Source organism: Nonomuraea sp. NPDC050786, assembly GCF_040654115.1.
Taxonomy (GTDB): Bacteria; Actinomycetota; Actinomycetes; order Streptosporangiales; family Streptosporangiaceae; genus Nonomuraea.
Genome location: NZ_JBFAHJ010000023.1, coordinates 188,307 through 201,537 on the forward strand (window position 1 = coordinate 188,307; position 13,231 = coordinate 201,537).

Consider the following 13,231-nt stretch of genomic DNA (forward strand, 5'->3'; position numbering starts at 1 on the left):
ACAGTTGCACTAAACCTTTGTGTCACCGAGGGGGAGGCGTCAAGTGGTGATTTCGTAGCCCCGGCTGGAGCAGGGGTTTCCCGCTGCAAACGCTCGGCAAGCGCTTTCATCGTACTCAGGGGCTCTGCAAGCGGTTGCGTTAGGGTGGGCGACTGTGACAGTGACGATTCGTGATGTGGCCCGGGCCTCCGGGGTGCATGTATCGACCGTGTCGCGGACGTTCTCCGCGCCGCACATGGTGAACGCGGCCACCCGCACCAGGGTGCTGACGGTGGCCGAGGAGCTGGGATACCGCCCCAACCGGGCGGCCAGGGCGCTCACGACCGGCCGCACCCACAACCTCGGCCTGATCGTGGCCGACATCGCCAACCCGTTCTTCCCTCCGCTGATCAAGGCGGCCCACGCGGCGGCCAGGCAGCGCGACTACCACCTGTTCGTGGCCGACACCGACGAGGAGCCGGCCGCCGAGGAGGAGCTGGTGCAGGCGTTCTCCAAACAGGTGGACGGCCTGGTGCTCTGCAGCCCCAGGGCGTCCAACAAGGTACTCGAGCGGCTGGCCGAGCGGGTGCCGTTCGTGGTGATCAACCGGCGCCTGCGCGGCGCCGCCACGGTGCTGATGGACGTCGGCAACGGCGCCAGGCTGGCGGTCGAGCACCTGAGCGGGCTCGGGCACCGCCGCGTGGCGCTGGTGTCGGGGCCGGCCGGCTCGTGGACGAGCGCGGAGATCCGTACGGCCAGCGAACAGGTGCACGGCGTCGAGCTGGTCGTCATCGGCCCCAACGCGCCCACCGAGCGGGGCGGGTTCGCCGCCGCGGCTCAGGTGCGGGACTCGGGGGCGACCGGCGTGCTCGCCTACAACGACCTGGTGGCGATCGGGCTCATCGAGGGCCTCGGTGAGCTCGGGCTGGGCGTGCCGGAGGACGTCAGCGTCGTGGGGATCGACGACATCGTTCCTGGACGGCTGAACCGCCCCAAGCTCACCACGGTCGCCATGCCGACCGCCGCGGCGGGCAGGCTCGCGGTGGACCTCCTCATCCAGGAGGTCACGGCCACCACCTCGCTGGAGACACACCTGGTCATCAGGGACTCCACCGCGCCACCACGATAGCCCTTGCTGCAACCGGTTGTACTAACCATGCAGCGAATTCATCTGACTTCTCCGACCGACACGCCATCTAGCTGGGGAAACGTCGTAGCGATATATCGGTAACGGCTATGTAACGCCTGCAAAGGGTTGACGGAACTTTCACGCCAGCTATAGGAAAGCGCTATCCATTCACATCTCGCCGGAAGGTCCGTGAATGACGAATGAGTTCCGTCATGGCTGACTCGGTGGCGGTGACCCGCTCGCTACGTTCCCGCCGCGAGGCCAGGGCCGCCTATCTGTTCCTGGCGCCCTGGTTCATCGGCCTGCTCGTCATCACGATCGGCCCGATCTTCGCCTCGCTCTACCTGTCCTTCACCGACTACAGCCTCCTCAAGGAGGCCAAGTGGGTCGGGCTCGACAACTACGTCAAGATGTTCACCGAGGACGAGAGGTTCCTCGCCTCGCTGAAGGTCACCACGGTCTACGTGGTCGTGTCGGTCCCGCTGCAGTTGGCCTTCGCGCTGGGGCTGGCCCTGGTGCTCGACCGGGGGCTGCGCGGGCTGTCGTTCTACCGCTCGATCTTCTACCTGCCCTCGCTGCTGGGCGGCAGCGTCGCGATCGCGATCCTCTGGCGCAAGGTCTTCGGCGCCGACGGTCTGGTCAACGCGGTGCTGTCGATCTTCGGGATCCAGGGCCCCGGCTGGGTCGGCGACCCGGACACCGCGCTCGGGACGCTGATCCTCCTGCACGTGTGGACGTTCGGCGCCCCGATGATCATCTTCCTCGCCGGGTTGCGCCAGATCCCCGCCAGCTACTACGAGGCGGCGTCCGTGGACGGCGCCGGAACGCTCCGGCAGTTCCGCTCCATCACGCTGCCGCTGCTGACGCCGATCATCTTCTTCAACCTCGTGCTCGAGGTCATCAAGTCGTTCCAGTCGTTCACGCAGGCGTTCATCGTGAGCAACGGCAAGGGCGGCCCGGCCGACTCCACCCTCTTCTACACGCTCTACCTCTATCTGAAGGGGTTCAAGAGCTACGACATGGGCTACGCGGCGGCGATGGCGTGGGTCCTGCTGCTCATCATCGCCGCCCTGACCGGAGTGAACTTCCTCGCGTCTAAGTATTGGGTCTTCTATGGCGACACCAAGTAGGCCGGTCCCGGTGCTGTTCCGCCCCCTCAGGGGCGGGCCGGTGGTCAAGCACATCCTGCTGATCGGCTTCGGCCTGGTCATGCTCTATCCGCTGCTCTGGATGATCTCCAGCTCGCTCAAGCCGGAAGAGCTGATCTTCCGGGAGCCGGGGCTGTGGCCCAGCCAGGTCACCCTCAAGAACTACAGCGAGGGCTGGAACGCGCTGAAGCACCCCTTCGGCTACTACCTGTGGAACTCCGCGGTGGTCACGGCGATCTCGGTGGTGGCCAACCTGGTGGCCTGCTCGCTGGCGGCCTACGCCTTCGCCCGGCTGAACTTCCCGCTGAAGAAGCTCTGGTTCGCCATCATGCTGGGCACGATCATGCTGCCGCACCACGTGGTGATCGTGCCGCAGTACATCATGTTCTCGAAGCTTGACCTGATCAACACCATCTGGCCACTGGTGATGCCTAAGGTGCTGGCGACAGACGCGTTCTTCGTCTTCCTTATGGTGCAGTTCATCCGTACGCTGCCCAGGGAGCTGGACGAAGCGGCCGAGATCGACGGGGCGGGGTATTGGCGCATCTTCATCAGAGTGGTCATGCCGCTCTGCCTGCCCGCGCTGGCCACCACCGCGATCTTCACGTTCATCTGGACGTGGAACGACTTCCTCAGCCAGCTCCTTTACCTCAACAACCCGGACAACTTCACTGTCCCGGTCGCGCTTCGCACCTTCCTGGACGCCAGCAGCGACTCGCAATGGGGACCCATGTTCGCCATGTCGATCATCGCGCTCGGTCCTATCTTCGGCTTTTTCCTGGCCGGTCAGAAATACCTGATCCGTGGTGTGGCCACCACGGGACTGAAGTAGTTCCTCCACCCCCCGACAAGAAGACCCATAGGAGGTAGAGCCGTGAGCTCTGGCAAGAAGATGTGGTCGGCGGCCCTGCTGGCCACTGCCGTGCTGGCGGTCACCGCGGCCTGCGGCAGCGGCAGCGGCGGCGAAAGCGCTGATGGCAAGATCAAGCTGCGCTTCTCCTATTGGGGCAGTGCGGCACGGCAGCAGATGACCGAGGCGGCGATCAAGAAGTTCGAGGCGAAGAACCCGAACATCGACGTCGAGGGCGAGTTCTCCGACTTCGCGGCCTACTACGAGTCGCTGTCCACCAAGGTCGCGGCCAACGACGCGCCCGACGTGATCACTCTGGAGATCCGCGGCCTGCGCGAGTACGCCGACCGTGGCACGCTGGCCGACCTGGCCAGCAAGGTCAACACCGCCGACATCGACGGCAAGGTGCTGGGCACCGGCGCCATCGACGGCAAGCAGTACGCCATCCCCACCGGCGTCAACGCCTTCTCCCTGGTCGTCAGCCCCACCGAGCTGGAGACCGCGGGGCAGAAGCTCCCCGACGACACCAAGTGGACCTGGGACGACTACGTCGCCCTCGCGTCGAAGATCACCGAGAAGAGCGGCGGCAAGATCTACGGTACGCAGCAGAGCTTCAACCCGGCCTACCTCCAGATCTTCGCCGCGCAGAAGGGCGAGCCCTTCTACAACGGCAACAAGATCGGCGTCTCGCCCGCGACGATCAAGGAATGGTGGGCCACCCAGCAGAACCTGATCAAGACCAAGGGCTCGCCCGACGCCGCCAAGACCGCCGAGATCGGCGCCCAGAGCGTGGACCAGTCGCTGCTGGCCACCGGCACCGGCGCGATGGGCATGTGGTGGAGCAACCAGCTCGGCGGCATCGCCAAGAAGTCGGGCAAGGACGTGGACCTGCTCCGGATGCCGAAGCTGCCGGGCGCCACCACCGGCGGCATGTTCCTGCAGCCGGCGATGTTCTACACCGCCTCGTCGAAGTCCGAGCACGCGGCCGAGGCCGCCAAGTTCATCGACTTCATGATCAACGACCCGGAGGCGGGCGAGATCATCCTCAGCGACCGCGGCCTGCCGGCCAGCTCCAAGGTGCTGGCGGCGGTCAAGGAGAAGCTGCCTCCCACGGACAAGAAGACGCTGGACTTCCTCGACAAGGTCAAGGGTGAGCTGGCCGACCCGCCGGCCGCCCCGCCGAAGGGCGCCAGCGCCATGGAGGACATCCTCACGCGCTACTCGGAGGAGGTCCTGTTCGGCAGGATGACCCCCGACGTCGCCGCGCAGAAGTTCATCACCGAGGCCAACGCCTCGATCGCAGGTTAAAAGGAGAGAAATGAAGTACGCGTTCGTCGGGCTCGGGCACCGCGCGCAGATGTACGTCGACGCGCTGCTCGGGGAGTGGCGCGACGCCGGCACCATCGTCGCCCTGTGCGACACCAACCGGACCCGCATGGACTACTACGTCGAGCGGATCGGTCACGAGGTGCCGCGCTTCACGCCAGCTGAGTTCGACAAGGTGCTCGAGCTCGCCGACGCGGTCATCGTCACCACGGTCGACGCCACCCACGCCCGGTACGTGTGCGCGGCGCTCGACGCGGGGCGGGACGTCATCGTGGAGAAGCCGCTCACCGTCGACGCCGAGGGCTGCGCGGCCATCGCGGAGGCGGCCGAGCGCAGCACCGGCAAGCTGATCGTCACCTTCAACTACCGGTACTCGCCGCGTAACTCGGCCGTGCGCCGCCTGCTGCAGGAGGGCGCGATCGGCCGGGTGACGTCCGTGCACTTCGAGTGGACGCTCGACACCATCCACGGCGCCGACTACTTCCGCCGCTGGCACCGCGAGCGGGTCAACTCGGGCGGGCTGCTCGTCCACAAGTCCACCCACCACTTCGACCTGGTCAACTGGTGGCTCGCCGCCGCCCCGCAGACCGTCTTCGCCCAGGCCGACCTGCGCTTCTACGGCTCGGAGAACGCCCGCGAGCGCGGCGTGACCGACCGCCCCACGCGCGGCCAGGGCGCCCCGGGCCTCGGTACGGACCCGTTCATCCTGGACATCTCCAAGGACCCCCGGCTCAAGCGCCTCTACCTGGACGCCGAGCACGAGGACGGCTACATCCGCGACCAGGACGTCTTCGGCGACGGGATCACCATCGACGACACCATGTCGGTGATGGTCCGCTACGACAACGGCGCCGTGCTCACCTACGCGCTCAACGCCTACGCCCCCTTCGAGGGCTACCGGGTGGCGTTCAACGGCACGGCCGGGCGGCTGGAGCTGGAGGTGGTCGAGCGGGCGTGGACCCCGCCGCACGCGGCCGTCGACCCGAGCGCCGCCTCCAAGCAGCACAAGGCCGACGCGTGGGAGAAGCTCACCCTGCACCGCCACTGGAGCCGGCCGGAGGAGATCCCGATCGAGAGCGGGGCCGGCGGGCACGGCGGCGGCGACCGCCTGCTGCTGAACGACGTCTTCCGCGGGCCCGGCGACGACCCGCTGAAGCGGCAGGCCGGTTACCGCGACGGGATCCGCAGCGTGCTGACGGGCCACTCGGCCAACGTCTCGGCCGCCACCGGCGAGCCCGTGCACCTCATGGACGAAGGCACGCGTGTTCGCTGAGCTGGCCGGCATCACCGCCGCTCAGCTCGGGGTCTACCCGTCTCTGCCGGGGCCCGAGCTGCGCCGGGCCGCGCGTGCCGCCATGGGAGTGCTCGACCTGGCCGCTCAGGAGGTGCGGGTCGAGCGCTCCTGGAGCGACGGCGACCTCGCCGGGGAGGAGCTCTCCTGGTCGGTGGGGTTCGGGCCGCGCACGCACGCGTACCTGCTGCGCCCTCGGGACGCGGCCGGGCCGCTGCCCGGGGTGGTGGCGCTGCACTGCCACGGCGGGATGAAGTGGTTCGGCAAGGAGAAGATCGCTGACGGTCCCTCCGGCCCTCCCCCCGAGATCCAGAGGGTCCGCGACCAGATCTACGGCGGCCGCGCGTACGCGAACGAGCTGGCCCGGCGCGGCTTCGCGGTGCTCGTCCCCGACGTGCTCACCTGGGGCAGCCGCCGCTTCCCGCTCGGCGTGGACGAGCCGGGCCCTTACGACGCGGCGGCCAGGGAGCACGAGCACGTGGTCGCCAAGCACTGCGCCGCGCTCGGCACGTCCTTCGCGGGCGTGGCGGCGGGCGAGGACCTGGCAGCGGCGGCCTACCTCCGGTCGAGGCCGGACGTGGGTCCCGTCGGGTGCGTCGGGCTCTCCGGAGGCGGCCTGCGGGCCGCGCTCCTGGGCGCGTTCGACCCGGACATGCGGGCCGTGGTCGTCGCCGCGATGGTCTCGTCCTTCCGTGACATGCTCGACGGGTACGTCGAGAAGCACACGTGGCTGCTCTGGCCGCCCGGCCTGCCGCGCCTCGGCGACTGGCCCGACCTGGTGGCCGCCCGCGCGCCCGAGCCCCTCATGGTCCAGTACGCCCTGCGCGACACGCTCTTCCCCGAGCCGGGCATGCGCCGGGCGCACGCCATGATCGAGGAGCGGTACCGGGAGGCGCCCGACGCCTACGAGGCGGTGTGGGCCGACGTGCCGCACAGCTTCGACGTGCCCATGCAGGAGCGGGCCTTCGACTGGCTGGCACAGCGGTTGAAGGACTAGGAGACGGCCGCCGCCCGGACCTGCCCCGGGCGGCGGCACCCCTTTAGTTGCCCGACTTCCAGGTGGCGATCAGCTTGTCGTAGTCGAGCGTCTCGGGCTTGCCGCGCTCGTCGGCCAGCTTCGGCGCGGGCGCGCCCGGCTGGTCGAACCAGTACTGGGCGGGGCGCTCGGGGTTCAGCTTCGGCGCGCAGTTGCCGCCGTAACCGCGCCGCTCCAGCCGGGCCAGGATCTCGTCCTGCTGCTTGGCCAGGTTGTCCATGGACTGCTGGGCCGTCGTCTCGCCGGTCACCGCGGTGGCCACGTTCTGCCACCAGAGCTGGGCGAGCTTGGGATAGTCGGGCACGTTGGTCCCGGTCGGGGTCCACTGCTTGCGGGCCGGCGAGGCGTAGAACTCGATGAGGCCGCCGTACTTCTTGGAGTTCTCCGAGAAGTAGTCGCTCCTGATGTCGGAGTCGCGGATGAACGTCAGGCCCTTGATCGACTTCTTCAGCGACACCGACTTCGACGTGACGAACTGCGCGTACAGCCAGGCCGCGGCCCTGCGGTCCTGCGGCGTGTTCCGCAGCAGCGTCCACGAGCCGGCGTCCTGGTAGCCGAGCTTGTTGCCCTGCTTCCAGTAGGCGCCGTGCGGGCTCGGCGCGATGCGCCACTTGGGCGTGCCGTCGCTGTTGACGACCGGCAGCCCCGGCTTGGTCATGTCGGCCGTGAACGAGGTGTACCAGAAGATCTGCTGGGCGATGTTGCCCTGCGCCGGCACCGGGCCCGCCTCGCTGAAGTTCATGCCCGCGGCCTCTCTGGGGGCGTACTTCTTCAGCCAGTCCACGTACTTCTGGAGCGCGTAGACCGACGCGGGGCCGTTGACGTCGCCGCCGCGGGTGACCGACGAGCCGACCGGCCGGCAGTTCTCGACCCTGATGCCCCATTCGTCCACCGGCAGGCCGTTGGGAATGCCGGGGTCGCCGTTGCCCGCCATGGACAGCCAGGCGTCGGTGAAGCGCCAGCCCAGCGACGGGTCCTTCCGGCCGTAGTCCATGTGGCCGTAGACCTTCTTGCCGTCCATGGTCCCGTTGCCGTTGACCTTGTTGGTGAAGAAGTCGGCGATGTCCTCGTACGCCGCCCAGTTGACCGGGACGCCCAGATCGTACCCGTACGCGTCCTTGAACTGCTTCTTGATCTTCGGGTCGGTGAACCAGTCGTAGCGGAACCAGTACAGGTTCGCGAACTGCTGGTCGGGGAGCTGGTAGATCTTCTTGTCGGGGCCGGTGGTGAAGCTGATGCCGATGAAGTCGTCCAGGTCGAGCGTGGGGGAGGTGACGTTCTTGCCCTCGCCCGCCATGTAGTCGGAGAGCGGGAAGACGTAGTTGCCGCGGGAGTGGGTGCCGATGAGGTCGGAGTCGTTGACGTACGCGTCGTAGATGTTCTGGTTGCCCTGGATCTGGGTCTGGAGCTTCTCGATGACGTCACCTTCCTGGATCAGGTCATGCTTGATCTTGATCCCGGTGATCTCGGTGAACGCCTTGGCCAGCGTCTGGGACTCGTACTCGTGGGTGGTGATCGTCTCGGAGACCACGTTGATCTGCATGCCCCGGTACGGCGCCGCGGCCTTGATGAACCAGTCCATCTCCGCTAACTGCTGGTCCTTGGAGAGGGTGCTCGGCGTGAACTCCTCCGTCACCCACCGCTGCGCCGCGGCCTTGCCGTCGGACTCCTTGAAATCGCTCGTGGGCTTCTTCTCGCCCTGCGTGCAGCCGGCCACCATCAGGACGAGCGCGGCGAGACCTACCGCCGCGGACCTGCCTGCCCGATGCCTCATCGGTTGGCTCCTTCTCTGTTAGCCCCATATCCCGATCACGACCGCCACCAGCAGCGCGCAGCCGAGCGCGAGCCACATGGACAGGTCGGTGACAGCCATCCAGCCCGCCAGCACGACGGCGGCGCTGATCAGGCCGATGTAGAGCCGGTCGCCGCGATCGGTCTCGATGCGCAGGAAACCCCGCCTGGCCACGGGAGGGGAGACGCGTGCCCAGACCGCCATCACGACCAGCAGCAGGGCCACTCCGGCGAAGACGAGGGCCGTGGGGACGGTCCAGACCATCCACTCGAGCATCCCTAGACCCTCCCCATGGTGAAGCCCTTGGCGATGTAGTTGCGGACGAACCAGATGACGATCGCGCCCGGGACGATGGTGAGCACTCCCGCCGTGGCCAGCAGGCCCCAGTCGACCCCGGCCGCGCTCACCGTCCTGGTCATGGTGGCGGCGATCGGCTTGGCGTTCACCGACGTGATGGTCCTGGCGATCAACAGCTCGACCCAGCTGAACATGAAGCAGAAGAAGAGCGTGACGCCGATCGCGGAGCGGATCATCGGCAGGAATATGCGGACGAAGAAACGCGGCAGCGAATAGCCGTCGATCGCGGCCGTCTCGTCGATTTCCCGGGGGATTCCCGACATGAATCCCTCGAGTATCCACACGGCCAGCGGGACGTTGAAGAGCATGTGCGCTATGGCGACGCCGAGATGCGTGTCGAAGAGCCCGACGCTCTGGTAAATCTGGAAGAACGGCAGCAGGAACACCGCCGGCGGCGCCATGCGGTTGGTCAGGAGCCAGAAGAACAGGTGCTTGTCCCCGGCGAAACGGAATCGCGAGAACGCGTACGCCGCCGGCAACGCTACGACGAGCGACATCACGGCGTTCATCGAGGTGTAGACGATGGAGTTCAGATAGCTCGAATACCAGGAGGAGTCGGAGAAGAAAGTCGCGTAGTTGTCGAACGTCACGCGCTGCGGAATGAGGGAGAAGCTGCCGAGGATGTCCTCGTTCGGCCGGATCGACATGAGGAACATCCAGAGCACCGGCAGCATCAGCGTCGCCACGTACAGCCAGAAGACGGTCCGCGCCCAGGGCAGCCGCCGCCCCGCGCCCCTGCTCAAAGCGGCCATCAGGTCACCTCCCCGACCTGGTCAGCACGGTGAAGAAGACGTAGCAGAGGATCTGCACGATCAGGAAGTAGAGCAGCGAGAACGCGCCCGCCGGGCCCAGGTCGAACTGCCCGACCGCGATCTTCGACAGCAGGATGCTGAGGAACGACGTCGCGTTCCCCGGCCCGCCGCCCGTCACCACGAACGGCTCGGTGTAGATCATGAAGCTGTCCATGAACCTGAGCAGGATCGCGATCGTCAGCACCCCGCGCAGCCTGGGCAGCTGGATGTGCCGGAACGTGGCCCACGCGGAGGCGCCGTCGATCTGCGCGGCCCGGAAGTACGGCTCGGGGATCGAGCGCAGCCCCGCGTACGCCAGCAGGACCACCAGCGGCGTCCAGTGCCAGACGTCCATGAGCAGGACCGTGATCCAGGCGTCCGTGGAGTCCAGCGTGTAGTTGAAGTTGACGCCCAGGACGTTGTTGATCGCCCACCCGCCCAGGCCGATGTCGCCGCGGGCGAAGATCTGCCAGATCGTGCCGACCACGTTCCACGGGATGAGCAGCGGCAGCGCCACCAGCACCAGCGCCACCGAGACCCACACGCCGCGGCGCGGCATGCACACCGCGATCGCCACTCCCAGGGGGATCTCCACCAGCAGCACCTGGGCCGAGAAGAGCAGGGTGCGCACGAACGCCGAGCGCACCTCGGGGTCGCGCGAGATCGAGCGGAACCACTCCAGGCCGACGAAGATCCGGTCGCTCGGGCTGAAGACGTCCTGCACGGAGAAGTTGACCACGGTCATGAGCGGGATCACGGCCGTGAACGCCACCGACACGACCACCGGCAGCACCAGCAACCAGGCCCGGTTGCTCTTCCGCTTGAGGTCCGCCCGCGGTTCCTCCTGGACCTCGGTCACGTCGTGCCCCTTCCGTTCAGCGGCGCGAGCGAGCCGCACCTGACCTGGTCGCGGAAGAGGAACGTGCGATCCGCGGGGAAGTGCAGGAACTCCACCGACTCCGGTGCGTACGGCGAGCCCGCCTCGGTCCTGGCGATCACGGTGTGCTCGCCGACCAGGGTGTGCACCAGGTCGTAGGCCCCCATGCGGTCGATCCCGGTCACTCTGGCCGGCACGCCCGGCGACCGGCCGGCGCCGGTGATCCGCACGAACTCGGGGCGCACCCCGATCCGGACCGGCCCCGGCGGCAGGTCGCCCTCGGCCAGGCCCACGTCCGACTCGCCGACGCGTACGACGCCGTCCGCGATCTCGGCGGGCAGCATGTTCATGCCCGGGGAGCCGATGAAGTGCCCCACGAACTCGTGCGCCGGCGACAGGAACAGCTCGGCCGGCTCGCCCGCCTGCACGATGGCCCCGTCATTGACCACCACGACCTCGTCGGCGAACGTCAGCGCCTCTGTCTGGTCGTGCGTGACGTAGATCAGCGTGTGGCCCGTGTCGCGGTGGATCTCCTTGAGCTTGCTGCGCAGCGTCCACTTCAGCGCCGGATCGACCACGGTGAGCGGCTCGTCCAGGAGCACCGCCGCGACCTGGGAGCGCACCAGGCCGCGGCCGAGGCTGACGATCTGCTGCCGGCCCGGGTCCAGGCGGCGCGACCTGCGGCGGAGCAGGTCCTCCAGGCCCAGGAGCCGGGCGACCTGGCGGACGCGCTCGTCGACCTCCTTCGCCGGATATTTCCGGTTACGGAGGGGGAAGGCCAGGTTGTCGTATACCGACATCTCCTCGTACAGGACCGGGAACTGGAAGACCTGCGCGATGTTGCGGCCCGCGGTGGGCACGTCGGTGACGTCGCGGTCGTCGAAGAAGATCCGGCCCACCGTGGGCGTGATCAGGCCGGAGATGATGTTCAGGAGCGTGCTCTTGCCGCAGCCGCTCGGACCCAGCAGCGCGTACGCCCTGGAGCTCCGCCAGGTCCAGGTCATGGGCTTGAGTGCCCACGTCCGGCCCCCGTCGTAGCTGTGGCCCACGCCTTCCAGCCGGATGTCAGCCATGCAGGTCGACCTCCGCGGCGCTGGTGGCGAGCAGGCGTCCGCCGTCCTCGTCGAAGACCAGGACGTGTGCCGGGTCCACGTACGCGACCGTGCTCTCGCCCGGGGTGAAGAGCTGGGCGCCCGGCAGATGGGCGACCAGGTGGACGTGCCCCTGCAGGAGCAGGTGCAGGAACGTCGCGCTGCCCGTCACCTCGGCCAGCCTGATCTCGGCGGGCAGCTCCAGCGCGCCGGGGCCGCCCCGTCCGATGCTCACCTGGTGGGGGCGTACGCCGAGCACGACGTCGCGTCCGGACGCGTGCGCGTGGGGTGCGGGGAAGGAGGTGCCGAGGCATTCGATCCGGCCGTCGCGTACGACGCCGGGCAGCAGGTTGAGCGGCGGGTCGCTGAGTGTCGCCGCGACGGCCAGCGTGGGCGGGCGGGCGTACATCTCGGCCGCGTCGCCGACGTGCTGGACCCGGCCCTCGCCCAGGACCACGGTCGGCGCGGCGAAGGTGAGCGCCTCGTTCGGGTCGGCGGTGGAGTAGAGGACGACGCCGGGGGAGCTCGCGAACATGCTCTTCAGGTCGGCGCGTAACTGCTCGCGGAGCTTGAAGTCGAGGTTGGCCAGGGGCTCGTCGAGCAGCAGCACGTCCACGGGGCGGGCCAGCGCCCGGGCGATGGCGGTGCGCTGCTGCTGGCCGCCCGACAGTTCGGCGGGCCTGCGGTCGAGGAGCGCCGCGATGCCCATGAGCTCGGCCACCTCGCGCACCCGCCGGTCGATCCCGTCACGGCGGAACCTCGGGTCGAGGCGGAGCGGAGAGGCGATGTTCTCGTAGACGGTCAGCGATGGGTAATTGATGAATTGCTGGTAGACGAAGGCGACCGAGCGTTTTCGCACCGAAATGGTAGTAACGTCTTCTCCGTCGACCAGGACGCGGCCCGAATCCGGGGGTGACAAGCCGGCGACGACGCGCATCAATGTCGTCTTTCCCGCGGTCATCGGGCCGATCAGAGTGGTCATTCCGTTGGATAATTCCAGGCGAACGTCGTCAAGCCAGGTCTCCCCGCGCCGCCGTACGAAGACGCCATCGAGAATCAGCGTCACTGTGCCGGTCCTCTCTGCTCGCCTCCATCTAACATGATCTGCAACTGTGTGCAAAGAGGGCATGTGGTATAGAAGTGAACAATGTGACGGCTGCGTTAATGACAACTTTTGTCAGTTTGCGAAGACCTTCGCCACCAGCGCGTGCAGCTGCTTCCGCTCCTCCGCCGTCAGCGGCGCCAGCGTCTCCCGCTCCACGCGCTCGATGACGGCCAGCGCGCGGTCCAGTGCGCCGCGCCCCGCGGGCGTCAGCGAGATCCGGTAGCGCCGCCGGTCGGCCGGGTCGCGGTCGCGCTCGGCCAGCCCCTCGTCCATCAGGCCGTCCATCAACCGCACCATGTCGCTCGGGTCGAGCCCGAGCCGGGGGGGGGGGGGGGGCCCGGGCGGGGGGCCGGCGGCGCCGGCGCCGGGCGGCCGGCGGCCCGCCGGGCGCGCACGGCCTGGCAGTGGAGCTGCTCACCGTGAGCGTGTAGGTCTTGAGCGCGCTCTCGTTCTCCACGG

General features: G+C 68.0%; 13 protein-coding genes. 6 read left to right on the plus strand and 7 right to left on the minus strand.

The features are described 5' to 3' along the window. Positions 1–154 precede the first annotated feature (154 nt). The 6 genes from AB0H84_RS34780 to AB0H84_RS34805 all read left to right on the plus strand — a co-directional run bounded on the left by AB0H84_RS34780 (position 155) and on the right by AB0H84_RS34805 (position 6,720). Positions 155–1,108, plus strand: a complete 954-nt coding sequence (locus AB0H84_RS34780; RefSeq protein WP_357613918.1) for a LacI family DNA-binding transcriptional regulator — start codon at positions 155–157, stop codon at positions 1,106–1,108. Between the two features lie 212 nt (positions 1,109–1,320). Continuing rightward, positions 1,321–2,238, plus strand: coding sequence for a sugar ABC transporter permease (locus AB0H84_RS34785; RefSeq protein ID WP_357613921.1), 918 nt, complete (start codon positions 1,321–1,323; stop codon positions 2,236–2,238). Beyond that, on the plus strand, positions 2,222–3,088 hold the full coding sequence (locus tag AB0H84_RS34790; RefSeq protein WP_344987312.1) for a carbohydrate ABC transporter permease: 867 nt from the start codon (positions 2,222–2,224) through the stop codon (positions 3,086–3,088). Before AB0H84_RS34785 ends, AB0H84_RS34790 begins: the two co-directional genes overlap by 17 nt. A 42-nt stretch (positions 3,089–3,130) precedes the next feature. Continuing rightward, positions 3,131–4,414: an extracellular solute-binding protein gene (locus AB0H84_RS34795; RefSeq protein ID WP_357613924.1), complete on the plus strand. Its 1,284-nt coding sequence runs from the start codon at positions 3,131–3,133 to the stop codon at positions 4,412–4,414. Between the two features lie 10 nt (positions 4,415–4,424). Next, entirely contained in the window at positions 4,425–5,705 is a 1,281-nt protein-coding gene (locus AB0H84_RS34800; RefSeq protein ID WP_357613927.1) for a Gfo/Idh/MocA family oxidoreductase, read from the plus strand. Next, complete coding sequence (locus tag AB0H84_RS34805; RefSeq protein WP_357613929.1) at positions 5,695–6,720, plus strand: dienelactone hydrolase family protein; 1,026 nt, start codon at positions 5,695–5,697, stop codon at positions 6,718–6,720. The genes AB0H84_RS34800 and AB0H84_RS34805 overlap by 11 nt, the downstream gene beginning before the upstream one ends. A 43-nt stretch (positions 6,721–6,763) precedes the next feature. Here AB0H84_RS34805 and AB0H84_RS34810 read toward each other — a convergent pair whose 3' ends face one another. From AB0H84_RS34810 to AB0H84_RS34840, 7 genes are read right to left on the minus strand one after another with little or no spacing between them, the layout of a single operon-like run. Then, the gene (locus AB0H84_RS34810) at positions 6,764–8,533 is read right to left on the minus strand and encodes an ABC transporter substrate-binding protein (RefSeq protein WP_357613932.1); all 1,770 of its coding nucleotides are present in this window, start codon (positions 8,531–8,533) and stop codon (positions 6,764–6,766) included. An 18-nt stretch (positions 8,534–8,551) separates the two neighbouring features. Beyond that, a complete protein-coding gene (locus AB0H84_RS34815; protein ID WP_357613935.1) occupies positions 8,552–8,827 on the minus strand; it encodes a DUF2160 family membrane protein in 276 nt (91 codons plus the stop codon). 2 nt (positions 8,828–8,829) lie between these two features. Continuing rightward, positions 8,830–9,660 carry a carbohydrate ABC transporter permease gene (locus tag AB0H84_RS34820; RefSeq protein WP_357613938.1) on the minus strand — a complete coding sequence of 277 codons (831 nt, stop codon included), beginning with the start codon at positions 9,658–9,660 and terminating at the stop codon, positions 8,830–8,832. 4 nt (positions 9,661–9,664) lie between these two features. Further along, positions 9,665–10,558, minus strand: a complete 894-nt coding sequence (locus tag AB0H84_RS34825) for a sugar ABC transporter permease (protein ID WP_357613941.1) — start codon at positions 10,556–10,558, stop codon at positions 9,665–9,667. Then, positions 10,555–11,649, minus strand: a complete 1,095-nt coding sequence (locus AB0H84_RS34830; protein WP_357613943.1) for an ABC transporter ATP-binding protein — start codon at positions 11,647–11,649, stop codon at positions 10,555–10,557. Before AB0H84_RS34830 ends, AB0H84_RS34825 begins: the two co-directional genes overlap by 4 nt. Then, positions 11,642–12,796: an ABC transporter ATP-binding protein gene (locus tag AB0H84_RS34835; RefSeq protein WP_357613946.1), complete on the minus strand. Its 1,155-nt coding sequence runs from the start codon at positions 12,794–12,796 to the stop codon at positions 11,642–11,644. Before AB0H84_RS34835 ends, AB0H84_RS34830 begins: the two co-directional genes overlap by 8 nt. Before the next feature lie 48 nt (positions 12,797–12,844). Further along, positions 12,845–13,057 carry a hypothetical protein gene (locus tag AB0H84_RS34840; RefSeq protein ID WP_357613949.1) on the minus strand — a complete coding sequence of 71 codons (213 nt, stop codon included), beginning with the start codon at positions 13,055–13,057 and terminating at the stop codon, positions 12,845–12,847. Between the last annotated feature and the right edge of the window lie 174 nt (positions 13,058–13,231).

Coding starts and splice junctions, on each gene's coding strand:
- AB0H84_RS34785 (WP_357613921.1), top strand. CDS start 1,321: ATGGCTGACTCGGTGGCGGTGACCCGCTCGCTACGTTCCCGCCGCGAG.
- AB0H84_RS34790 (WP_344987312.1), top strand. CDS start 2,222: ATGGCGACACCAAGTAGGCCGGTCCCGGTGCTGTTCCGCCCCCTCAGG.
- AB0H84_RS34800 (WP_357613927.1), top strand. CDS start 4,425: ATGAAGTACGCGTTCGTCGGGCTCGGGCACCGCGCGCAGATGTACGTC.
- AB0H84_RS34810 (WP_357613932.1), bottom strand. CDS start 8,533: ATGAGGCATCGGGCAGGCAGGTCCGCGGCGGTAGGTCTCGCCGCGCTC.
- AB0H84_RS34815 (WP_357613935.1), bottom strand. CDS start 8,827: ATGCTCGAGTGGATGGTCTGGACCGTCCCCACGGCCCTCGTCTTCGCC.
- AB0H84_RS34820 (WP_357613938.1), bottom strand. CDS start 9,660: ATGGCCGCTTTGAGCAGGGGCGCGGGGCGGCGGCTGCCCTGGGCGCGG.
- AB0H84_RS34830 (WP_357613943.1), bottom strand. CDS start 11,649: ATGGCTGACATCCGGCTGGAAGGCGTGGGCCACAGCTACGACGGGGGC.
- AB0H84_RS34835 (WP_357613946.1), bottom strand. CDS start 12,796: ATGCCCTCTTTGCACACAGTTGCAGATCATGTTAGATGGAGGCGAGCA.
- AB0H84_RS34840 (WP_357613949.1), bottom strand. CDS start 13,057: ATGGACGGCCTGATGGACGAGGGGCTGGCCGAGCGCGACCGCGACCCG.